The organism is Streptomyces sp. NBC_00038 (assembly GCF_026343635.1).
In the GTDB taxonomy this organism is placed as follows: domain Bacteria; phylum Actinomycetota; class Actinomycetes; order Streptomycetales; family Streptomycetaceae; genus Streptomyces.
This window is the reverse complement of sequence record NZ_JAPELQ010000001.1, coordinates 8,476,258-8,497,050: the sequence shown is the minus strand read 5'-3', so window position 1 is coordinate 8,497,050 and position 20,793 is coordinate 8,476,258. Positions and strand designations below refer to the sequence as shown.

Sequence of the window (20,793 nt, the reverse complement as noted above, 5' to 3'; positions counted from 1 at the left end):
GCGCGCGGAGGGCGCCCGTCGCGGGTGGCTCAGACCTCCGTCGACGCTCCCGGCGTGAGCCGCAGGTGCTCGGAGCCGCCCAGGGCGCCGATCTGGTTGTCGTAGATCGGCCGTGCGAGGTCGGTGAGCAGGGCGTCGTGGATGTCGTACGCGCGCTGCGGCTTGACCTCGCGGACGTAGTCGATGACCTCGGAGATCTTGCTCCAGGGGGCCATGACGGGGAGCAGGAGCGTCTCGACCGGGTGGTCGGGGACGGTGAGGGCATCGCCCGGGTGGAAGACACGGCCGTCGACGAGGTAGCCGACGTTGGTGATGCGCGGGATGTCCGGGTGGATCACGGCGTGCAGTTCGCCGTGCGCCTGGACGTCGAAGCCCGCGGCGGTGAAGGTGTCGCCGTGGCCGACGGTGTGCACGCGCCCCGGGAACGCCGCCGAGATCTTGTCGGCCACCGACTTCAGCGTCCAGATCTCGGCGCCCGGGTTGGACTCGAGCCCGGCCCGCAGCCGCTCCTCGTTGAAGTGGTCGGCGTGCTCGTGCGTGATCAGGATCGCGTCCGCGCCGACCGCGGCGTCCACCTCGCTGAAGGTGCCCGGGTCGATGACGAGCGTGCGTCCGTCCCTCTCCAGGCGGACGCAGGCGTGCGACTTCTTCGTGAGTTTCATGAGGGTCATGGCTCCATCCTGCCCCCGTTGGATCGTCTCCGGGCTGCTCAGGCTGGTGCTCTCGCTGCCCGGATGAAGATCATCAGCGAGGTCACTCCTGGGGTGTGGTCTCTTCGCGTATGACCTGCTGGGCCACCTTGAAGGCGCTGTTCGCGGCCGGTACGCCGCAGTAGACGGCCGCCTGGAGGAGCACTTCCTTGATCTCCACCGGGGTGAGGCCGTTGCGGAGGGCGGCGCGGATGTGGAAGGCGAGTTCGTCGAGGTGGCCGCCCGCGACGAGCGCGGTGAGCGTGACACAGCTGCGCGAGCGCCGGTCGAGCCCCGGCCGGTCCCAGATCTCGCCCCAGGCGTACCGGGTGACGAAGTCCTGGAAGTCCCCGGAGAACTCGTCCGCCGAGGCCAGCGCCCGGTCCACGTGCGCGTCGCCGAGCACCTCACGGCGCACCTTGATCCCGGCGTCGTACGGGTCGGGCCGCCCCAGCCCCTGGGCCTGCGCGGCGGGCGGCGCGATCTCGGCGACAGGGGACGCCGAGGGCGGCGGGGCGATGCCCTGCTTGACCGGGGCCGCCGGGATCGCCATCTGGCCGGTCGCCGAGTCGAAGGCCGGCTGCCAGGCGCTGCTGAAGTGCCGCACGAGGAGGTCGGTGACCGCGGCGGGCTGCTCGACGGGGACCAGGTGCGAGGCACCGGGTACGACCGCGAGCCGGGCGTCCGGTATCCCGGCGACCAGGGTGCGCGCCTCGGCCGGTCCGGTGACCTGGTCGTCCGAGCCGACGAGGACGAGGGTCGGCACACCGATGCGGGTGAGTTCGGCGCGTACGTCGAACGCGGCGAGCGCCTCGCAGGCCGCGATGTAGCAGCCGGGGTCGGTGGTGCGCACCATCTGCACGGCCCACTCGGTGATCGCGGGCTGGGTGGCGGCGAACCCCTCCGTGAACCAGCGCTCGGGCGACATCCGGGCGATCGGGTCGAGACCGTTCGTACGTACGATCACACCGCGCTGCCGGAACTCGTCCGCCGTTCCGAAACGCGGCGAGGCGGCGATCACCGCGAGCGAGGCGAGCCGCTCCGGGTGGCGCAGCGCCAGCTCGATCCCGATGGCGGCGCCGAACGCGCAGCCCGCGTAGCCGAAGCGCTGCACGCCGAGCCCGTCGAGGGTGGCGAGCAGCCGATCGACGAGTTCGGCGACCGAACCAGCCGGGTACGCGGGCGCGCCACCGTGACCGGGCAGGTCGAACCGGAAGATCCGCCAGTGCTTGGCCAGCTCCGGGACCTGCCGGTCCCACATGTGCCAGGTGGTGCCGAGCGAGGGCCCGAGGATGAGGACCGGGGCGTCTTCCGGGCCGTCGAAGCGGTACTGAAGGGCAGGGGTCGTCGTCTCACTCACCGCTCCACGCTAACTTCCGTCCCTGTGGGGGCGGACATGGACCCCGGTTGTCCACTGCGCCCACACGGGTCCGCCACATGGGGTGACGCGCACATGTGCGGAAGGCATACGTGGGGCGGCCGCATGTGGTCAGGGCACCTGGACGGTGCCGGTCGCTCGGGTCAGCAGGGTGTACGTCCCTGGAGTCGTCGGACGCCGGTCGGTGGACCGGCGGACCCAGCCGGCGCGTCGGTGCTCACGTCGACACGGATGAGGCCACCGGCGCCGGACCAGGAACGGCCGGTGAGCGTGGTGAGGCGTCCGCGTCAGAGGTCGCCCGGTGCGCCCAGGCCGGTGAGCGCGCCGACCGGGTCCAGGTCGGGGGTGCCGCGGGGCCACCAGTCTTCCTGGCCCGGTTCTGATTCGTAGGCGTACCAGAGGCCGTTGTGGCCGAGGCGGAGCTGGGCGTGGCCTCGCGGGTGGGTGAGGTGGTTGTGCCAGGGGCGGAAGGCGGGGAGATCGGCGGCGAGGAGGAGCGGGCGGGCTCGGTCGAAGCGGCCCGCGGGCGGATCCCAGGGCTCTTCGAGAACGGCGAGCCCTTCGAACCCGCCTTGGCGCCAGGCGGCGACCGCGCGCGCCAGGTCGGACCGGGTCCGTCCGGCGGCGGTGGAGAGCGAGGCGTAGAGGGTGCGGGTGGCGGCGGTGAGGCCGGAACCGGGGCGGGCCGCGGCGAGGCGCACCGCGTCCTGCCAGAGCGTCAGCCCCGCGACCGGATCGCGGCCCGCGGTGAGCATCGTGTGCGCACGAGCCGCCGCGTCGGTGGCCAACTGGTCCAGCGCGAACGGGTCCGGACCGCCCGGTGCGCCCGGGTAGGTCGGCGGCTGCTCCGGGTGCGCGGGCGGTGGGAGCGGCGCGGGGAGGGGCGCCAGTGCGCGCCGCGCGAGGGCGTCGCGGGCGCGGATGCCGGGGAGGGGGGCCGGTTCCTGGTCCTGGGCGGCGCGCGCGATCCGGGCCGCGTTGCGGCGGGACAGCGCGTCGAGAAGCTCGCGTTCGCCGCGGCCGCGCAGGAGGAGCAGCACGAAGGGGTCTTCGTCCAGCAGCCGTGCGGTTTGGTAGCAGAGGGCGGCCGCGTGCTTGCAGGGATGCCCGGAGTCGGGGCAGCTGCAGTGCGGTTCGAGCTCGCCGGGGCCGGGGAGCAGGGCGACTCCGCACTCTGCGAGGGACTTGGGCATCTCCTTGTCGAGCAGCGCCGCGATGTCCCCGGGGCGCTCGGCGACCGCGTCGAGGAAGCGGTCCCAGTCACCGTCGGGCAGCGTCTCCAGGGCGACCTGCACGCGATACGGCCGCGGACGGCTCCCGTGCACGTACGCGAGCACCAGTCCGGGCGTGACCGTGATCGCGTCCACGTGCCCACGCCCGGCATACGCCCTCCCTCGCGCAAGCCGCGCGGCATCGAGCGCCCCCTCCTCCAGCGCACTCACCCATGCGTTCCCCCACCACGTCTCCGCGAAGCCGCCGGCGCCCGACTCCCGCGCCGGAAAAGCCTCGAACGTACGCCGCAAATCACCATCGCGACCAGGGGATCCCATGGAACGCGGGAGCCGGGTGGGCGCGACTGGGGGCCGCTCCACGGGCCTGGGGTGCGCGGGGTGCGGGTCCGGGGTTGCCCCGCCCGCGGGCGGGGGTGGTGCGTCCGGGGACGGGACGGTTGTGTCACCGGGCTGCGCCGGGCGCCGGTCCGGGATTGCTCCGCGCACGGGCGGGGGCGGCCCGTCCGGGGGTACGACAGCCGCGGCGTCGGGCTGCGCCGGGCGCGAGTCGATGCCCTCGCTCGCGGACCGGGGGTGTGCGCCCCGGCTCGGTCGGGTCGCGTCTGGGGGCTGCTCGGGGTCCGAGTCCGAGCTTGCCTCGACTGCGGCTTCGATGTCGGAGGGCAGTTGGAAGGCTCCGGCGAGCAGATCGCGTAGGTCTTGGGCCTGGGTTCGCCGGTTCTGGCTCCGGGGGTTCCGCGGAGCCCTGGAATCGGTCGGCGCGGGATCGGTGGACCGGCGCCGCGCCTCGACTCGCCTGCTGCCGGGGTCCCTTCCTCCCTGGGTTCCGGCATCCGTTCGTGTCTGCCTCGCCTCGCTCCGCGCGGCGCGCAACGCCTCGCGCGCGATGTCTCCTGGGCGCGGACGCTCTGCGGGCGGACTGCCGGTCGGGGTTGCCTCCGTCCGGGCGACGGCCTCGAGCTCGACCTGGGCCTCGGCCTCGGCCTCGGCTGGAGACTGTGGTCGGCTGGGTTCCACAGCCCCGTCGGACGCCGCAGCCGCACCGGCGTCGGTGCCGTGAACGGCTCCGGTACCGGCGGACCTCCCCGCTGCCGTCGCCCGTCGCAGAGCCTCGCGTGCTGCGTCCCCCGGTCGCGCTCCCGGGGAGGACGCCCTCTGGGGGCGCGGATCGGCGGCGACCCGCTCAGCCGGCTGATCCGGCTGACCCGACTCACCGTCAGCCGACTCGTCCCCCCGAACCTCCCGCTCCCGCGCGGCCCGCAGAGCCCGACGGGCCACGTCGGCAGGGCGCGCCCCCGCTTCCTCCGCCTCGAACTGTGACTGATCGATCCCCGCGCCCCCGGCCTCCGGAGCCGTCTCATCCGCGTCGGCGTTCACACGGACCTCCTAAGGGACACCAGGTCCGACAGCTCGCGGTCGGTCAGTTCGGTGAGAGACGCCTCGCCAGAACCGAGGATCGCGTCCGCGAGTGCCCGCTTCGCTTCGAGCATCTCGGCGATGCGGTCCTCCACCGTGCCCTCGGTGATCAGGCGGTGGACCTGGACGGGCTGGGTCTGGCCGATGCGGTAGGCGCGGTCGGTGGCCTGCTCCTCGACGGCCGGGTTCCACCAGCGGTCGAAGTGGACGACGTGTCCGGCCCGGGTGAGGTTCAAGCCGGTGCCCGCGGCCTTGAGGGAGAGCACCAGGACGGGGGTCGCACCGCTCTGGAAACGGTCCACCATGTGCTCGCGTTCGGGGATCGGGGTTCCGCCGTGGAGGAGCTCCACGGGGACCGCGCGTGCGGCCAGGTGGGCGGTGATCAGGCGGGCCATGCCGACGTACTGCGTGAAGACCAGCGCCGAGCCGTCCTCGGCGAGCAGCGTGTCCAACAGCTCGTCGAGCAGGGCGAGTTTGCCGGAGCGGGCGGAGGGTCCATGGGCGGCGGCCCGCGCGTCCTCCTTGAGATAAAGCGCCGGGTGGTTGCAGATCTGCTTGAGGGAGGTGAGGAGCTTCAGGACCAGCCCCCGCCGCGCGATGCCGTCGACGGTCTCGATGGCGAGCAGCGACTCGCGGACCACCGCCTCGTAGAGGGAGGCCTGTTCGCGGGTCAGCGGGACCGGGTGGTCCGTCTCCGTCTTGGGCGGGAGCTCGGGGACGATCCCGGGGTCCGACTTCTTGCGGCGGAGCAAGAACGGGCGGATCAGCCGGGCCAGGCGTGTCACCGCCTCCTCGTCCTCGCCGTTCTCCACGGCGCGCGCGTGCCGGGCGCGGAAGGACTTGAGGGGGCCGAGCAGGCCGGGGGTCGTCCAGTCGAGCAGGGCCCAGAGTTCGGAGAGGTTGTTCTCCACGGGGGTGCCGGTCAGCGCCACGCGCGCGGGGGCCGGGATCGTCCGGAGCGCCTTCGCCGTCGCCGAGTAGGGGTTCTTGACGTGCTGGGCCTCGTCCGCGACGACCATGCCCCAGGGCTGCTGGGCGAGGTGCGCCGCGGCCGACCGCATCGTGCCGTACGTGGTGAGGACGAAGCCGCCGTCGAGGTCTTCCAGGGTGCGGTCGGGTCCGTGGAAGCGGCGCACGGGGACACCGGGCGCGAAACGGGTGATCTCCCGCTGCCAGTTGCCCATCAGCGAGGCCGGGCAGACGACCAGGGTCGGTTCGCTGCGGGCCCGGCGCAGGTGCAGCGCGATGAGCGTGACGGTCTTGCCGAGCCCCATGTCGTCGGCGAGGCAGCCGCCGAGGCCGAGGGAGGTCATCAGGTCCAGCCAGGCGAGACCCCGGAGTTGGTAGTCACGGAGCCGCGCCTGGAGGCCGGGCGGGGGCTCCACGGGAGTCACACCCGCCGTCAGCCGGTCACGCAACACGGCCAGCGCACCGACCGGCACCGCCTCGACGGTCTCGCCGTCGACCTCGGCGCTGCCGCTGAGTGCGACGGAGAGCGCGTCGACCGGGTCGAGGAGGCCCAGTTCGCGTTTGCGTGCCTTGCGGACCAGGGCAGGGTCGACGAGGACCCACTGGTCACGCAGCCGTACGACCGGACGGTGGGCCTCGGCCAGGGTGTCCATCTCGGCCTCGGAGAGCGGGTCTCCGCCGAGGGCCAACTGCCAGCGGAACTGGAGCAGTTCCTCGCTCTCGAAGAACCCGGTGCCGTCCGTCGCCGACCCGGGCGCCGGGCGCACCACGGCCGCCGCGCTCAGGTCGTGGGCGAGGTCCCGGGGCCAGTGGACGGCGACTCCGGCCGCGCCGAGCCGGTTGGCCGCGACGCCGAGCAGGTCGGACAACTCCTCTTCGGAGAGGGCGAGTACGTCGGGCACGTCCTGCTCGGACAGCCGGTCCATGGGTGGCCAGACGCGGGCCGCGCGACGGACGGCGAGAGCCGCGTCCACCCGCGCGCGGGCGCCGAACGTCGCGTCGGCCTCTCCCGCCCACAGCGCCGCGGCGTCGACGACGAGGGTGGGGTCGGCGAGGCTGTGCACCTGGACGACGGCCGCGCCCGCGCGGCGCGCTCCCTCGCCGTCGTCGAAGAGCTGGTACGCCGACAGGTCCAGGCGGAGCGAGATCCGTACGCCCGCGTCCATGCCCGCGGCGACCTCGGCGGCCCAGTCGTGGGCGCCGGGCAGCCGCTGCGGCGCGATCGCGGCGAAGGGTTTGCCGGAGGTGTACTGCGCGGCCGGGGTGCGCGGCAGCGTGTCGGCGACCGCGTCGAGGAAGGACCGCATCAGCGCTTCCGGTTCCGGCAGCCGGAGCGGGCCCTTGCCGGGGAGGGGGACGGCGTGTCCTTCGTACGGCAGAGCCGCGGCCACCGCCCTCAGGTGGGCGATGTCGTCCGGGTCCAGGGGGCCCGCGCGCCAGGCGTCGAAGCCGTCGGCCGTCAGCCCCGGCAGCAGCCGCCCGCGTGCGACGAGCCGCAGCGCGTGCAGTGCGGCGGCGCCCCAGCAGGCCGTGGCGGGATGCGCGGCGGGGTCGCGGCGTGCGCCGGCCAGCAGCGGCAGGGCCTCGCCGATCGGCAGGGTCACGGCGGGGACGGTGCCCCTGCGGATTCCGGGACCGTGCCGCCGTACCACCGTCAGTTCGGTCGGCTCACCGGACGATCCCCGCTCGACGCGCTCACCGGATGTCCCCCACTCGGAGCTCTCGCCGGACGACGGCCCCCGTTCGCCGGCACGACCGTCGGACGGCAGCGGCTCGCCCTCCGGATCCCAGAAGGCGACCCGCCCCTCGCGCGGCAGCGGCGCGGGCAGGAAGACGGCCGCGAGCCGCACCGGGACCGCCTCGTCGGCCACATCCACCCCGTCCCCCATACGCCCGCTCACCTCCCGCCCCTCAGCCGAATCAGTCGTCTTCGACTCTACGGGCCGGGTCTGACAACAGGCTTCGACGACCGCGCCGACAGCGGCACAGGTCAGGGCGTCGTGCGCGAGACCACGTACACCATGGGGTGCGCGGGGTTGGACAGGTTCACGACGATGTCCTGGGTGGGTGCCGGGTCCTTCTGCTTGTGGACGAGGCCCGACCACGGGCCGGGGCCCGTGAACTCCCAGCCGACGACCTGCTGGTCACGGGCGTTTATGGTGAGGTCGTCCGGCTGCAGGGCGGCACGGCTGGTGCCGACGTTGCCCAGGAACCTGTCCAGGCCCGCGCTGGTGGTGCCGAACTGGACGTACAGGCGGCTGGTCTTCCAGTTGTTCGTCTCGTAGTAGGCGACGTCGGTCGACTTCCCCGGGATGGGGATCTGGTAGAGGCGGCGCTGGACGCGCGACGGCCAGCCCGTGGTGAGGCCGGTCGCGGAGTACTTCTCCTCCTTCTGCTTGCCCGCGTCGCGGCTCTGGTTGGCGGAGATCACCAGATAGCCGGCCGGGACGCCGATGAGCAGCACGATGATCAGAAGGGTGAGAGCGCGGCGGCGGAACCTGTGGCGCGGGTCCTCGGGTGGCCGTTCGGGCTCGTCCGGCGGCGATGCCTGGCGCGGCAGCGAGGCCGTCACAGCGACCCCTGCGACGTACGGCGGGACTCGACGTAGCGCTCGTACCGCTCGTAGCGCTCGACCCGGCGGCGGTTGGCCCGGCGGAAGCGGCGGGCGACGAGCCGGGCGAGGTCGGCGGCGCCGACCATGCCGGCCTCGGGGCCGAGCTGGGCGCGGGCGATGCGGGCCTCGGGACGGTAGCCGCGGCCGGTGAGGTGCCTGCGGAACGCGTCCCGGGCCGGGCCGATGAGCAGGTCGTCGGCCGCGCTCACACCACCGCCGATCACGAAGCAGGAGGGGTCCAGGGCCGCCGCCAGGTTGGCGATGCCGACGCCGAGCCACTGTCCGATGTCCTGGAGCAGTTCGATGCACATGGCGTCGCCCTCGCGGGCCAGCTCGGTGATCAGCGGCCCGGTGATGTCGGGGATGCTGCCCTTGACGCGCTCGATGAGCCCGTACGCCACCGGGGAGTCGGCGGCGGCGAGTTCGCGGGCCTCGCGAACCAGCGCGTTGCCGGAGCTGTACTGCTCCCAGCAGCCGCGGTTGCCGCACGGGCAGCGGTGGCCGCCGGGCACGACCTGCATATGGCCGAACTCGCCCGCGACGCCGAACTTGCCGCGCTTGACCTGGCCGTCCTCCAGGATCGCGCCGCCGATACCGGTGCCCAGCGTGATCATGACGAGGTGGTCCTCGCCCCGGCCCGCGCCGAAGCGCCACTCGGCCCAGGCGGCGGCGTTGGCGTCGTTGTCGACCAGGACGGGTACGGCGAGGCGGCTGGAGATGCGGTCCCGGAGGGGCTCGTTGCGCCACGAGAGGTGCGGGGCGAACAGGATGCGGTTGCGCTCGGCGTCGACCCAGCCGGCCGCGCCGATGCCGACCGCGTGCACGTCGTGCCGGTCGGAGAGGTCCAGGACCAGTTCGACGATGGTGTCCTCGACGACCTTGGGGCTCTTGGACTTGTCCGGTGTCTCGGCGCGGAGCTTCTCCAGGATGTTGCCGTCGGCGTCGACGACACCGGCCATCACCTTCGTGCCGCCGATGTCGATGCCGACGGTGGGAACGCGGGGGGCCGTCAGGTGGGAACGGCGCTCGCGCGTTCCCACGGTCCGCAGGACGGTGGCCCGCGCGGAGCCGCGGTGTGCGAGGTCGCGGTAAGTGCTCATCGCGCCGATTCTGCCCTACGCGGGCGCTGGCCTGCACGGTGGGAGACCGCGGGTGCGTTGGGTCGGTCCGTCCTCCGCGGGCCGGCTGTGGCTGATCGCGCAGTTCCCCGCGCCCCTTACGGGGCGCCTCCAGTTCGCGGCGAAGATACCTCCCCCTACGTTGCCCGTTCCAGCTCATGACGGAGATCGTCCAGCTCGCTGCCGCCTGCCATCTGGCGGGTCAGCTCGTCGAGCGTGATCTCGTCGCGCAGATGGCTGCCGGACATCGTGCCCCGCTTCAAGAGCACGAAGCGGTCGCCCACCAGGTACGCGTGGTGCGGATTGTGGGTGATCAAGACAACACCCAGGCCCGCGTCCCGTGCGGCGGCCACATATTTGAGGACCACACCGGACTGCTTGACGCCGAGGGCGGCGGTGGGCTCGTCGAGGACGAGCACCTTGGCGCCGAAGTGGACGGCACGGGCGATCGCCACGCACTGGCGCTCGCCACCGGAGAGGGTGCCGATGGGCTGGTCGACGTCGCGGAGGTCGATGCCCATGCGGAGGAGTTCCGCGTGGGTGGTCCTGCGCATGAACTCGACGTCCATGCGCTTGAAGGGGAACACGCCCTTGCGCGGTTCGGAGCCGAGGAAGAAGTTCCGCCAGACCGGCATCAGCGGGACTACGGCGAGGTCCTGGTAGACCGTGGCGATACCGCGGTCCAGGGCATCGCGCGGGGACGACAGGCGCGTCTCCTCGCCCTCGATGCGCAGGGTGCCCGCGTCGTGCTGGTGCAGGCCCGCGATGATCTTGATGAGCGTGGACTTGCCCGCGCCGTTGTCGCCGAGCACGCAGGAGATCTCGCCTGCGTGGACTTCCAGCGAGACGCCTTCGAGGGCGCGGATGTTGCCGTAGTACTTACTGACGTCGTCGAGCTCGACGAGCGCCGGACGTTCCGCGGCGGCCGCGTCCTTCGTCATGTTCGCGTCCGTCGTCATTTCGTCGCCTCCGCGCGCTTGCGGACCCAGTGGTTGAGCAGGGTCGCGAGGAGCAGCATCACTCCCAGGAAGAACTTGAACCAGTCCGGGTTCCACTCGGCGAACACGATGCCCTTGCTGACCATGCCGAAGATCAGGGCACCGACCGCCGCGCCGACCGCGGAGCCGTAGCCGCCGGTGATCAGACAGCCGCCGATGACGGCCGCGATGATGTACGTCAGTTCGTTGCCGACGCCCTCGCCCGACTGCACGACGTCGAACGAGAACAGCAGGTGCTGGCCGGAGATCCAGGCGCCGAAAGCGACGCCCATGTAGAGGCCGATTTTCGTCTTGTCGACGGGCACGCCGACCGCGCGGGCCGCTTCATCGCCGCCGCCGACGGCGTAGATCCAGTTGCCGATGCGGGTGCGCAGCAGGATCCAGGTGGCGACGGCGATCAGGCCCAGCCACCACAGGATGGTGATCTTGAAGTCGACGCCGCCGATGGTGAGTGTCGAGGCGAAGACGTCCCTGGCGGAGGAGAAGCCCTCCATGTCGGAGATCGACTTGGTCGAGACCGTGCCGCTGATCAGCTTGGTGAAGCCGAGGTTCATGCCGGTCAGCATCAGGAACGTGCCGAGCGTGATGATGAAGCTGGGCGGATCCGTGCGGGTCAGCATGACGCCGTTGAAGACGCCGATCGCCAGCGTGACGACCAGCGAGACCAGGACGCCGACCCAGACGTTGGCGGTCATCTGGTAGCTGAACATCGAGGAGACCAGCGCGGAGGACGTCACCATGACGCCCGCGGACAGGTCGAACTCGCCGCCGATCATCAGCAGCGCGACCGGTACGGCCATGATGCCGATGGTCGAGGAGGCGTACAGGACCGTGCTGAGGCTGGCGGCCCGCACGAAGCTGTCCGCGAAGATCGCGAAGAAGAGGAAGACCGCGATCGCGCCGACCACCGAGCCGAGCTCGGGGCGGCCCAGGAGCTTGCGCAGCGGCGACTTCTTCAGGAGGCGTTCGTCGGGCCTCGCGCTGGGCATGGGCGCGGGAGCTGCCGCGGTCACCGGGTACCCCGCTCGGTGTACTCCTCCAGGGCGGCGGCCATGTCCTTGGTGATGATCTGCGGTCCGGTGAGGACAGGCTTGCCGCCGCCGAGGACGTTGGAGTTGTACTTGTAGAGCCAGAGCAGGTCCACGGCCTCGTACCCCTGGAGGTAGGGCTGCTGGTCGACGGCGAAGCCGAGCGTGCCGTCCCCGAGCTCCGTCGCCACCTTCGCGTTCAGGTCGAAGGTGTCGATCTCGGCCTTGCTGCCCGCGTCCGCCTTGGCCTTGACCGCGGTGTCCGCGTACGGGGCGCCGAGCGTGACGACGGAGTCGATGGACTGGTCGGCCTGGAGCTTGGCACCGATGGAGGACTGCACGTCGGGCATGCTCGTGCCCGTGACGTAGAGGTTCTCCACCGTGCCGTCGAAGGTCGCCTTGATGCCCGCGCAGCGCTGCTCGTGGCCGACGTTGCCCTGCTCGTGCAGGATGCACAGGGCCTTCTTCTTGCCCCGCTTGTTCAGCTCGTCGCCGACGGCCTCACCGGCGATCGTCTCGTCCTGGCCGATGTGCGCGGCCGCGCCGAACTCCTCGGACTCCGCGGAACCCGAGTTCACGGTGATCACGGGGATGCCGGCCTTCTCGGCCCGCTCGACCGCCGCCTTCATGGCGTCGGGCTTGGCGAGCGTGACGATGATGCCGTCGACCTTCTTGTCGACCGCGGCGTCGACGAGCTGCGCCTGCTGCTGTGCCTCGTCGTCGTGCGAGTACAGGAAGTTGATGTTGTCCTTGACGGCGGCCTGCTCGGCGCCGCTCTGGACGATGTCCCAGAAGGTGTCGCCATCGCCCGAGTGGGTGATCATCGCGAACGTCCACTCGGGAGTGTTCACCGCGGCTTTGCCCTGGGCGGCCGCCGCCTCGCGGGCGTCCTCGGCCCGTTTGCCGCCTGTGCTGCTGCAACCGGCGAGGGATACCCCCAGCGCCCCTGCGAGCGCGATGCTTACCCAGGTCCGAGTCCGTGCCACGAGGCCGTGCCCTTCTTGCTGTGCTGCTTGGTGCGCCGGGGCATGCGGACCGGCCCGGAGGGCCGTCCCGCATGCCCCGGGGGCCGGCATCTCACCAGCCCAAACGACCAAGTATCAATCACGGGGATCATGCACCCAAGCAGCGGGTCTCGCGCGCGGTGTACTTCTCGGGTTGCGGTGCGGCTCCCTCCGTGACGATCACCCCCCGAACGCTCCGCGGCCGTCCGGCCGCAGGTCAGGGCCGTACGAGGAGCTGGAACTCGAAGGAGTAGCGCGAGGCCCGGTAGGTGTGGGAGCCGAACTCGACCGCGCGGCCCGTGTCGTCGAAGGTGGTGCGCTGCATGGTGAGCAGCGGCGCCCCCGCGGGCTCGCCGAGCCGCTCGCCCTCCTCCGCGGTGGCCGCGCGGGCGCCGATCGACTGGCGGGCGCTGTGCAGCGTGATGCCCGTGGCACGCATCAGCCGGTACAGGCCGGTGGCCTCCAGCTGTGCCGAGTCGAACTGGAGCAGATCCGGGGGAAGGTGATTGCAGAGGTACGCCATCGGCTCCCCGTGGGCGAGCCGCAGCCGCTCGACACGGTGCACCTCGCTGCCCTCGGCCACGGACAGGGCGGCCGCCACTTCGGCGGACGCCGGCTCCACGGTGTTGACGAGCACCTGGGTCTCCGGGCGCTGCCCGGCCGCCTCCAGGTCGTCGTACAGGCTGCTGAGCTCCAGCGGGCGCTTGACCTGGCTGTGCACGACCTGGGTACCGACGCCGCGGCGCCGCACGAGCAGGCCCTTGTCGACGAGGGACTGGATGGCCTGGCGGACCGTTGGCCGGGACAGCCCGAGCCGTCCGGCGAGCTCGATCTCGTTGCCGAGGAGGCTGCCCGGGGTCAGCACCCCGTGCTCGATCGCGGCCTCCAGCTGTTGGGACAGCTGGAAGTAGAGCGGGACCGGACTGCTGCGGTCGACGCTGAGCTGGAGCGACACCCTCGGATCCACATCTGGTTTCGGCACGGCCCGAGCGTAGCTCCGGGAGATGTTGACGGGAAGTTGTGAAGTTCGATTGTCCGGACAAAGCATTGACAGGTTGCCGGGTCCGCCCTCACTTTGTAGCCATGCGCATCGGACTTATCGGAACGGGTCGTATCGGCACATTTCACGCGACCACATTGAGCCGCCACCGCGAGGTCGGCTCCCTGATCGTCACGGACGCGGACACCGTGCGGGCCCAAGAGCTCGCGGACCGTCTGGGCGCCACCGCGGCGCCCGGCGTGGACGAGATCTTCACCTGGGGTGTGGACGCGGTCGTCATCACCGCGGCCACCTCCGCCCACGCCGAACTGATCGGTCGGGCAGCACGCTCGGGACTCCCGGTCTTCTGCGAGAAGCCCATCGCGCTCGACCTGCCGGGCACGCTGGCGGCGCTCGCCGAGGTCGACGCCGCCGGGACCGTGCTCCAGCTGGGCTTCCAGCGCCGCTTCGACGCGGGCTACACGGCCGCGCGCGAGGCGGTGCGCTCCGGACGGCTGGGGCGGCTGCACACGGTCCGAGCGATGACGTCCGACCAGTCACCGCCCCCGGCCGGCTACCTCCCGCTCTCCGGCGGGCTCTACCGGGACTGCCTGATCCACGACTTCGACATGGTGCGCTGGGTCACCGGCCGCGAGGTCGTCGAGGTGTACGCGACGGGGTCGGACGCGGGGCCCGCGATGTTCCGTGAGGCGGGGGACATCGACACCGCCGCAGCAGTCCTCACCCTGGAGGACGGCACGCTCGCCACGGCGACGGCGACCCGCCTGAACGGCGCGGGCTACGACGTCCGCATGGAGCTCGCCGGCGAGCTGGACCAGATCACCGTCGGACTTGACGACCGTACGCCGATCGCCTCCACGGAACCGGCCGGGCCGCCGGCCGCGAACAAGCCGTGGATGAGCTTCCTGGAGCGCTTCGGCCCCGCGTACGAGGCCGAACTCGCCGCCTTCGTCGATGTCGTCCGCGGCGAACGCACCAACGCGTGCGACGGCCACGAGGCCCTGCAGGCCCTGCGCATCACCGAGGCGTGCGAGCTGTCGCGGCACGAGCGGCGCCCGGTACGGCTGGGGGAGATCCCGGGCGGACGGGACTGACCCGGAGCCCTTGGGCGTATGCCCCACCCACAGGACGGCCTCACCACCGCACCGGCAAGCGGCGCACGCCTCTCATCAGCATGCCGGACAGCCAGTCTCCGGGCGGCCCGTCGAGCGCCAGGTCCGGGCAGCGGTCCAGCAGGGAGCGGAGGGCGACGCGGGCTTCCAGGCGGGCGAGGGGCGCGCCCAGGCAGTAGTGGATGCCGTGTCCGAATGCGAGGTGACCGCGGGAGTCGCGCCGGATGTCGAAACGGTCCGGTGCGGGGTACCGCACACCGTCGCGGTCGGCAGCGGTGAGGCCGATCATCACCGCGTCGCCCGCCTCGACGGGCGTCCCGCCGATGTCGAGGGGTTCGGCGGCGTAGCGGAACGTCGCGTTCTCCACCGGCCCTTCGTAGCGCAGCGTCTCCTCCACAGCACCGTCGACGAGTGTCATGTCGGCGCGCAGCGCGGCGAGTTGGGCGGGGTGGGTGAGCAGCGCGTGGACGCCGCTCGAAATGAGGTTGACCGTCGTCTCGTGCCCGGCGACGAGCAGCACGAACGCCATGCCACGCAGCTCCTGGGGAGAGAGCCGGTCGCCGTCCTCCGCGGTCGTCCGGATGAGACTGCTGAGCAGGTCGTCGGCCGGGCCGGAACACCGCTTGTCCTCGATCAAGTCGGTCAGATACGCCGCGAGTTGAACGAAGGCGTCGTACTCGCTCTGCGCACTGCTGGGCGCGACCGCCTCCGACGACAACGCACGGAACGCCGCCCGATCCATCTCGGGCACCCCGAGCAGCTCACAGATGACGGTGAGCGGAAGCGGATAGGCGAACGACTCCACGAGGTCGGCACACCCGCCCGGCAGCATCGCGTCGAGCAGCCCGTCGGTGATCTCCTGGACGCGCGGCCGCAGCGTCTCCACGCGCCGCATGGTGAACTCGCGTGCGATGAGCGCGCGCAGCCGCGTGTGCTGCGGCGGGTCGGCGACCAGCAGATACTTGCCGATCAGCTCCTCGTCGAGGAACCTGACCCCGATCTTCTCCCCGTCCTTGGCCAGCCGCGGATCGGCGAGCGCCGCCCGCGCCTCCTCGTAGCCGACGACGAGCCAGGTCTCGTGGCGCGCGTCAGGGACTGGCAGCCGCACCCGGTGCACCGCCCCGAGCGCGCGCAACTCGGCATACACGGGATGCGGATCCTCCCTGAACCGCGCCCCGTACTCCCCCAGATCGATCACTTCCGCCATACGCCCCCCCCTTTCACCACCAAAACGCACAAGTCCGCCGACTAGTGCCCGTCCTCTTCGAGCAGTCCGGCGTCGTACGTCAACAGGGCGATCTGCACACGGTTGTTGAGGTCGAGCTTGGCGAGAATGCGCGAGACGTGCGTCTTGACGGTGGCGACGCTCATGAAGAGCTCGGTCGCGATCTCGGCGTTCGCCCTGCCCTGCCCGACGGCCACCGCGACCTCACGCTCACGGTCGTTCAGAGCGGCGATCCTCGTGCGGGCGCCCGACCTCCGGGTGTCGAGGGCGGATCCGGCGGCGTGGGCCATCAACTGGCGGGTCACGGTGGGCGAGAGCACGGGATCGCCCGCCGCGACCCGTCGTACCGCCGCGAGGATCTCAGTCGGCGGGGTGTCCTTGAGCACGAACCCGGCCGCGCCCGCACGCAGCGCCCGCAGTACCTGGTCGTCGGCGTGAAAGGTGGTGAGGACGACGACCTGGGGAGCGTCCTTGCGTGCACGCAACTCCTCGGTGGCCGTGAGCCCGTCGACGTTCGGCATCCGGATGTCCATGAGGACGACGTCCGGCCGGGTCCGGTCGACGAGCGCCGCGACCTCGCTCCCGTCCGCGGCCTCACCAACGATCTCGATGTCGTCGGCGCCGCCCATCATGAAGGACAGGCCTGCCCGCACAAGCGGGTCGTCGTCGACAAGGACCAGTCGAATCGCAGTCATTGGCCTACCGTAGTGACGCGGCGCGTGCGGGACGGTTTCTCGCCCCCTCCGCCCCTACCCAACCCGTACCTGGGGGCTCCGCCCCCAGACCCCCAATCGCCCGAAGGGCTCGTCCTCAAACGCCGGACGGGCTGGAGATACCTACCCTGGGCTGATAAGTGCGGCGCCCGCAGCCACCAGACCACGGAAGGGGGCGTGCCGGTACGTCCAAAGCCCGTCGCGTACGCCCGCGTCACCGGACGCTCCCCTACCCGGCCAACGTCTGATCCGGCGGCGACGGGCGGACGTACCGGCACGCCCCCGACCCACCCACCACCCGGCACCCTCAGACCCCCCACGGCAACCACGCCCGCACCTCGAACCCCCCATCCCCCGAGCCCCCATGCGCAAGCCGCCCACCCGCAAGCGTCGCCCGCTCGGTCAGCCCGATCAGCCCCTGCCCCGACCCGGGCACGTGCGGAACCTCCCCCGGCGGCGCCGGATTGTGTACGACCACGGTGAGGCCGCCCCCCGCAGCGCCCGAGACGGACACCGTCACCTCCGCGCCCGGTGCGTGCTTGCGGGCGTTAGTCAGCCCTTCCTGGGCGATGCGGTACGCGGTGCGGCCGACGGAGGCGGGCACGGCGGCCGGATCGGTGACGCGGTTGTCCAGGGCGACCTTCATGCCCGCCGAGCGGGACTCGGAGACCAGCCCGTCGAGCGCGGCGAGCGTGGGCTGCGGCCGCCCCGCGTCGTCGGAGTCCCCCGTGCGCAGCACCCCGATGATCTCCCGCAGATCCTGCAGGGCTTCGTGCGCGCTCTCCCGGATCACCCCGGCGGCCCGCGCGACCTCCTCGCGGGGCGCGTCCGGCCGGAACTCCAACGCCCCCGCGTGCACGCTCAGCAGCGTGAGCCGGTGCGCGAGCACGTCATGCATCTCGCGCGCGATGTCCTCGCGGGCCAGCCGCTGTGCCTGCTCGGCCCGCAGCGCCGCCTCCGTCTCGGCCCGCCGCGCCCGGTCCCGCAGACTCAGCATGAGCTGCCGCTTGGACCGTACGAACATGCCCCAGCCGACCAGTGTCACGGTGAGCAGAGCGGTGATGACGACGGAGGCGAAGTACGGCAGATCGGGGTCGGGCCGCAGCCAGAAGAAGACCGGGAGCATCGCGAGCGAGATGGCGGCGAGCGTGCCGACGTACTTGAAGGGCCGGTGCACGGCGAGGGTGAACAGGGCGACCATGCCGGCGCCGCCCGCGGTGTTGGAGAGCAGTCCTATGGAGAGCATCGCGATGGCCAGCCCCAGTGGCCAGCGGCGCCGCAGCCAGACCGCGGCGCAGGCCAGTGCGCCGATCAACTGGTCGAGGACGGCCAGGGAGTGCGGGGTGTTCGGGTCGTTGGTCAGCGCGTCCGCCGCCAGCATCCCGACGACGACGGCGATCACGAAGCACCCGAAGTCGACGACCCAGTCCCGCGCGGTGCGCCTCGGCCGCCCGGCCTGCTCGGGGCCGAGCTCCGCGACCAGGGCGGAGGGCAACAGCCACCGCCGCGTCGGCAGCCCCCGTGACCCCACCGCCCCCGACCCGTCCAAGCCGCCGGACACCACCGCCACCGCCCCCGCCCCAGTCCGACCCCCAGGCGCAGCAACGCCGCTCGGCCCAGCAGCAAGCCCCCCAGGCCCACCCGCACGGAAGCCGTCGGCCGGCCCCTCGGCCGCAGCCGCCGCCCCGGTCGGGGCCTGCGCCCGAGGCGCCGCCGCCCGCCCCGTCAGGTCTCGCGCCGCACGCGCCGATTCGTCACTACTCACGGTCGACAAATCTACGCAGCCACGCCCGCGCCCACCTCCCCTCACCGGAGATCACCGACCAAAGTCGCACCTCTTCAGACTTTGGTCCCGCCCGCTCCCCTGCACTCCGCCACTTAGGTCGGACATGCCTCGCCCCGCGGCCGATGAACGTGGGGGGTCCGCGGGGCGAGGGTTTTCTCCATGAAGCAGTTTCTGGAGTTTCTCGGCTTTGTCGCCATGGCCCAGGGCGCTGTGGGCCTGATGAACGAGTTCACCGGCCGCCTACGAGGGTGGGGCCTCGTACAGCGGCTCGGTTTCCTCGACGGTTACGAGATCTACGCGAGCGTCACCCTGCTCGTGCTGTCGTTCGCGCTGTTCGCGGCCGCCGAGAGCCGGAAGCCCGGCTGAACACGGACGGGCTTCCGGGTCACCGGGTCACCGGGTCACACCCGGATCACCCTCGGTTCAGCAGCTGTAGTTGACCAGCTTGAACGTGACGTAGTGGTCCGCGGTGTAGTAGTCCTCGTTCGTCCTGTTGCCGGTGACGATGCGTCGGGCGCCACGCGTCGAGGAGCCGGGCGTGACGACCGTGTACTCGTGGTAGTAGCCGGTGGACTGGGAGGGCAGGATGCCTTCCCGGTTCTGGAAGACGGAGCCGTCCTGCGAGTACGGGAAGGGGCCTCCCGAGTCGATCAGGCGGAGCGTGGTGTACGCCTGGGACGGCAGCGCGCCGTAACAGATGCTGCCCACGGCGGTCGCCGCCGCGTTGGCCGGTACCGCGGCGGTGCCGCCGACGAGCAGGGCGGACATGAGGGCGACGATGGCGCCCGTGCGAGTGGTTCGTGGGGGGAATCTCATGGACCTAGGATGACGCGCGTAGACCATGGCATGTCAATGACAAGTCTAGGGATTTCTCCCGCCAAGTCCGATGAATTTTCCGGGAGTTAACCTGCCGCCAAGGCAGGCCCTAGCCGTTTTGCACGTGCTCGTACGAGCCGTACTCCGGGCGGCCCGCGAAGTCGTACGACTGGATGGAGACGCCCGTCGAGGTGATGCGTCCGCCGCTGTGCCGGAAGGCGGTCGGTACGGAGCCCTCCCGGAAGAGGCGGCGGCCGGCGCCCAGCACGACCGGGAAGGTGAGCAGGTGGAGGGTGTCGACGAGGTCGAGGGCCAGCAGGGACTGCAGGAGGGCGCCGCTGCCGTGCACCTGGATCTCACCTTCGGTGCGCTCCTTGAGGGCGGTGACCTCTTTGGCGAGGTCGCCGCTGATCACGGTCGTGCCGGCCCACGCGGGGTCGGTGAGAGTGGACGAGGCGACGTACTTCGGCAGGGCGTTGAGCTTCGAGGCGACGGGGTCGGCGGGGTCGGTCACCTTCGGCCAGAACGCGGCGAAGATGTCGTATGTACGGCGGCCCAGGAGGAACGCGTCGACGCCGCCGAAGACCTCGGTGACGAACCGGCCGAAGTCCTCGTCGTCGTACGGGACGGTCCAGCCGCCCTGTGCGAAACCGCCCCTGGGGTCCTCCTCGGGACCGCCCGGGGCCTGGTAGACGCCGTCGAGGCTGACGAAGAGCTGGGAGACGAGCTTGCCCATGACGGGTGCCTTCTCTCTCGGGTGGGGTCTGTTGTCATCAGCTCAGACCCCACCGGCACCCGCAACTCATCGGTTCAGCCGGCGTTCGTCGAGAAGAGACCGCCCGTCGGGCCCTGCTTGTCGCCGCCCTGGGCCTTCCTGAGGGCGTTGGCGAGGCTCTCGATGGTGAGGGACTGCAGGATCACCCGGCCGTGGCCCTCCAGGGTCGCGAGGGAGAGGCCCTCGCCGCCGAACACGGCGTTCATCAGGCCCTGCCGGTTGAGGCCGCCGACGCGCTGGATGCCGTACCGGATGCCCTCCTCGAAGGCGACGACGCAGCCCGTGTCGACCTCGATGCGGCCGCCGAACTCGGACGGGTCGAGGTCGATGAAGTTGCCCGCGCCCGCGATGATCACCGTGCCCCGCCCGGTGAACTTCTCCAGGACGAAGCCCTCGCCGCCGCTGCGCCCCGTCTTCCCGCCCTGGAAGGCGATCCCGAAGTCCACGCTCGACTCGGCGGCGACGAACGCGTCCTTCTCTGCGAACCACGCGCGCGTGCCGTCCAGCTCCAGGGCGCGCATCTCGCCGGGCAGGACGCCCGCGAAGCCGACCGTGCCCTCGCCGCCTGTCGACGTGAAGTACTGGAAGGCCAGCGACTCGCCCGCGAGCGCGCGCTGGCCGGCCTGCATCGCCGTGCCCATGGCCTGGCGCAGCATGCCGCCCATGCCGCCGCCCGCGCCCCCGGTGCCGCCCTGGGGCCCTCCGCCGGCGCCGCCGGACGGCCCGGAGAGTCTGGTCTCCATCGTCACGTTGGTGGTCTTGAAGAGGAACTTTCCCGCCTCGCAGTACACGGTCTGGCCGGGGCTCAGGCTGACGACCGCCATCTGCATGGCATTGCCGACGATTTCCTGCTGAAGAGTCACAAATGGAGAACGCGAGAGGCGGAGGGAAGAGTTCCGGCCATCCGAGTGGCCTGTCGG

General features: G+C 71.7%; 18 protein-coding genes. 2 read left to right on the top strand and 16 right to left on the bottom strand.

Annotated features, from left to right (window positions below; genetic code table 11):
• Nucleotides 1-29: 29 nt before the first annotated feature.
• The 10 genes from OG219_RS38220 to OG219_RS38175 all read right to left on the bottom strand — a co-directional run bounded on the left by OG219_RS38220 (nucleotide 30) and on the right by OG219_RS38175 (nucleotide 13,401).
• Entirely contained in the window at nucleotides 30-662 is a 633-nt protein-coding gene (locus tag OG219_RS38220; protein ID WP_266836371.1) for an MBL fold metallo-hydrolase, read from the bottom strand.
• A 91-nt stretch (nucleotides 663-753) separates the two neighbouring features.
• The gene (gene pcaC, locus OG219_RS38215) at nucleotides 754-2,049 is read right to left on the bottom strand and encodes a 4-carboxymuconolactone decarboxylase (RefSeq protein ID WP_266834471.1); all 1,296 of its coding nucleotides are present in this window, start codon (nucleotides 2,047-2,049) and stop codon (nucleotides 754-756) included.
• A gap of 305 nt (nucleotides 2,050-2,354) precedes the next feature.
• On the bottom strand, nucleotides 2,355-4,628 hold the full coding sequence (locus OG219_RS38210) for an SWIM zinc finger family protein (RefSeq protein ID WP_266836370.1): 2,274 nt from the start codon (nucleotides 4,626-4,628) through the stop codon (nucleotides 2,355-2,357).
• Between the two features lie 44 nt (nucleotides 4,629-4,672).
• The gene (locus OG219_RS38205; RefSeq protein WP_266836369.1) at nucleotides 4,673-7,573 is read right to left on the bottom strand and encodes a DEAD/DEAH box helicase; all 2,901 of its coding nucleotides are present in this window, start codon (nucleotides 7,571-7,573) and stop codon (nucleotides 4,673-4,675) included.
• 101 nt (nucleotides 7,574-7,674) lie between these two features.
• On the bottom strand, nucleotides 7,675-8,256 hold the full coding sequence (locus OG219_RS38200) for a sugar kinase (RefSeq protein ID WP_266834469.1): 582 nt from the start codon (nucleotides 8,254-8,256) through the stop codon (nucleotides 7,675-7,677).
• Entirely contained in the window at nucleotides 8,253-9,398 is a 1,146-nt protein-coding gene (locus tag OG219_RS38195; protein WP_266834467.1) for an ROK family glucokinase, read from the bottom strand. Before OG219_RS38195 ends, OG219_RS38200 begins: the two co-directional genes overlap by 4 nt.
• Before the next feature lie 155 nt (nucleotides 9,399-9,553).
• A complete protein-coding gene (locus tag OG219_RS38190; protein ID WP_266836368.1) occupies nucleotides 9,554-10,357 on the bottom strand; it encodes an ATP-binding cassette domain-containing protein in 804 nt (267 codons plus the stop codon).
• A gap of 14 nt (nucleotides 10,358-10,371) precedes the next feature.
• On the bottom strand, nucleotides 10,372-11,403 hold the full coding sequence (locus OG219_RS38185) for an ABC transporter permease (protein WP_266836367.1): 1,032 nt from the start codon (nucleotides 11,401-11,403) through the stop codon (nucleotides 10,372-10,374).
• Nucleotides 11,404-11,423: 20 nt separating this feature from the next.
• Nucleotides 11,424-12,428, bottom strand: a complete 1,005-nt coding sequence (locus OG219_RS38180) for a sugar ABC transporter substrate-binding protein (protein WP_266834465.1) — start codon at nucleotides 12,426-12,428, stop codon at nucleotides 11,424-11,426.
• A 235-nt stretch (nucleotides 12,429-12,663) separates the two neighbouring features.
• The gene (locus tag OG219_RS38175) at nucleotides 12,664-13,401 is read right to left on the bottom strand and encodes a GntR family transcriptional regulator (protein ID WP_266836366.1); all 738 of its coding nucleotides are present in this window, start codon (nucleotides 13,399-13,401) and stop codon (nucleotides 12,664-12,666) included.
• Between the two features lie 128 nt (nucleotides 13,402-13,529).
• On the opposite strand from OG219_RS38175, the gene OG219_RS38170 reads away from it, so the two are divergent.
• The gene (locus OG219_RS38170; RefSeq protein ID WP_266834463.1) at nucleotides 13,530-14,540 is read left to right on the top strand and encodes a Gfo/Idh/MocA family oxidoreductase; all 1,011 of its coding nucleotides are present in this window, start codon (nucleotides 13,530-13,532) and stop codon (nucleotides 14,538-14,540) included.
• A gap of 40 nt (nucleotides 14,541-14,580) precedes the next feature.
• Here OG219_RS38170 and OG219_RS38165 read toward each other — a convergent pair whose 3' ends face one another.
• The 3 genes from OG219_RS38165 to OG219_RS38155 form a co-directional block, all read right to left on the bottom strand.
• Nucleotides 14,581-15,765, bottom strand: a complete 1,185-nt coding sequence (locus OG219_RS38165; RefSeq protein ID WP_266834461.1) for a cytochrome P450 — start codon at nucleotides 15,763-15,765, stop codon at nucleotides 14,581-14,583.
• A gap of 41 nt (nucleotides 15,766-15,806) precedes the next feature.
• Entirely contained in the window at nucleotides 15,807-16,478 is a 672-nt protein-coding gene (locus OG219_RS38160; protein ID WP_266834459.1) for a response regulator transcription factor, read from the bottom strand.
• Nucleotides 16,479-16,803: 325 nt separating this feature from the next.
• On the bottom strand, nucleotides 16,804-18,057 hold the full coding sequence (locus tag OG219_RS38155; protein WP_266834457.1) for a sensor histidine kinase: 1,254 nt from the start codon (nucleotides 18,055-18,057) through the stop codon (nucleotides 16,804-16,806).
• Between the two features lie 384 nt (nucleotides 18,058-18,441).
• Here OG219_RS38155 and OG219_RS38150 point away from each other — a divergent pair, with 384 nt between their 5' ends.
• On the top strand, nucleotides 18,442-18,648 hold the full coding sequence (locus tag OG219_RS38150; protein WP_266834455.1) for a hypothetical protein: 207 nt from the start codon (nucleotides 18,442-18,444) through the stop codon (nucleotides 18,646-18,648).
• Nucleotides 18,649-18,705: 57 nt separating this feature from the next.
• Here OG219_RS38150 and OG219_RS38145 read toward each other — a convergent pair whose 3' ends face one another.
• The 3 genes from OG219_RS38145 to OG219_RS38135 form a co-directional block, all read right to left on the bottom strand.
• On the bottom strand, nucleotides 18,706-19,098 hold the full coding sequence (locus OG219_RS38145; protein WP_266834453.1) for a ribonuclease domain-containing protein: 393 nt from the start codon (nucleotides 19,096-19,098) through the stop codon (nucleotides 18,706-18,708).
• A 109-nt stretch (nucleotides 19,099-19,207) separates the two neighbouring features.
• Nucleotides 19,208-19,834 carry a dihydrofolate reductase family protein gene (locus OG219_RS38140; RefSeq protein WP_266834451.1) on the bottom strand — a complete coding sequence of 209 codons (627 nt, stop codon included), beginning with the start codon at nucleotides 19,832-19,834 and terminating at the stop codon, nucleotides 19,208-19,210.
• 74 nt (nucleotides 19,835-19,908) lie between these two features.
• Entirely contained in the window at nucleotides 19,909-20,736 is an 828-nt protein-coding gene (locus tag OG219_RS38135) for an AIM24 family protein (protein WP_266834449.1), read from the bottom strand.
• Nucleotides 20,737-20,793: the final 57 nt, after the last annotated feature.

Coding starts and splice junctions, on each gene's coding strand:
- OG219_RS38220 (WP_266836371.1), bottom strand. CDS start 662: ATGAAACTCACGAAGAAGTCGCACGCCTGCGTCCGCCTGGAGAGGGAC.
- OG219_RS38205 (WP_266836369.1), bottom strand. CDS start 7,573: ATGGGGGACGGGGTGGATGTGGCCGACGAGGCGGTCCCGGTGCGGCTC.
- OG219_RS38195 (WP_266834467.1), bottom strand. CDS start 9,398: ATGAGCACTTACCGCGACCTCGCACACCGCGGCTCCGCGCGGGCCACC.
- OG219_RS38190 (WP_266836368.1), bottom strand. CDS start 10,357: ATGACGAAGGACGCGGCCGCCGCGGAACGTCCGGCGCTCGTCGAGCTC.
- OG219_RS38185 (WP_266836367.1), bottom strand. CDS start 11,403: ATGCCCAGCGCGAGGCCCGACGAACGCCTCCTGAAGAAGTCGCCGCTG.
- OG219_RS38170 (WP_266834463.1), top strand. CDS start 13,530: ATGCGCATCGGACTTATCGGAACGGGTCGTATCGGCACATTTCACGCG.
- OG219_RS38165 (WP_266834461.1), bottom strand. CDS start 15,765: ATGGCGGAAGTGATCGATCTGGGGGAGTACGGGGCGCGGTTCAGGGAG.
- OG219_RS38160 (WP_266834459.1), bottom strand. CDS start 16,478: ATGACTGCGATTCGACTGGTCCTTGTCGACGACGACCCGCTTGTGCGG.
- OG219_RS38150 (WP_266834455.1), top strand. CDS start 18,442: ATGAAGCAGTTTCTGGAGTTTCTCGGCTTTGTCGCCATGGCCCAGGGC.
- OG219_RS38145 (WP_266834453.1), bottom strand. CDS start 19,098: ATGAGATTCCCCCCACGAACCACTCGCACGGGCGCCATCGTCGCCCTC.
- OG219_RS38140 (WP_266834451.1), bottom strand. CDS start 19,834: ATGGGCAAGCTCGTCTCCCAGCTCTTCGTCAGCCTCGACGGCGTCTAC.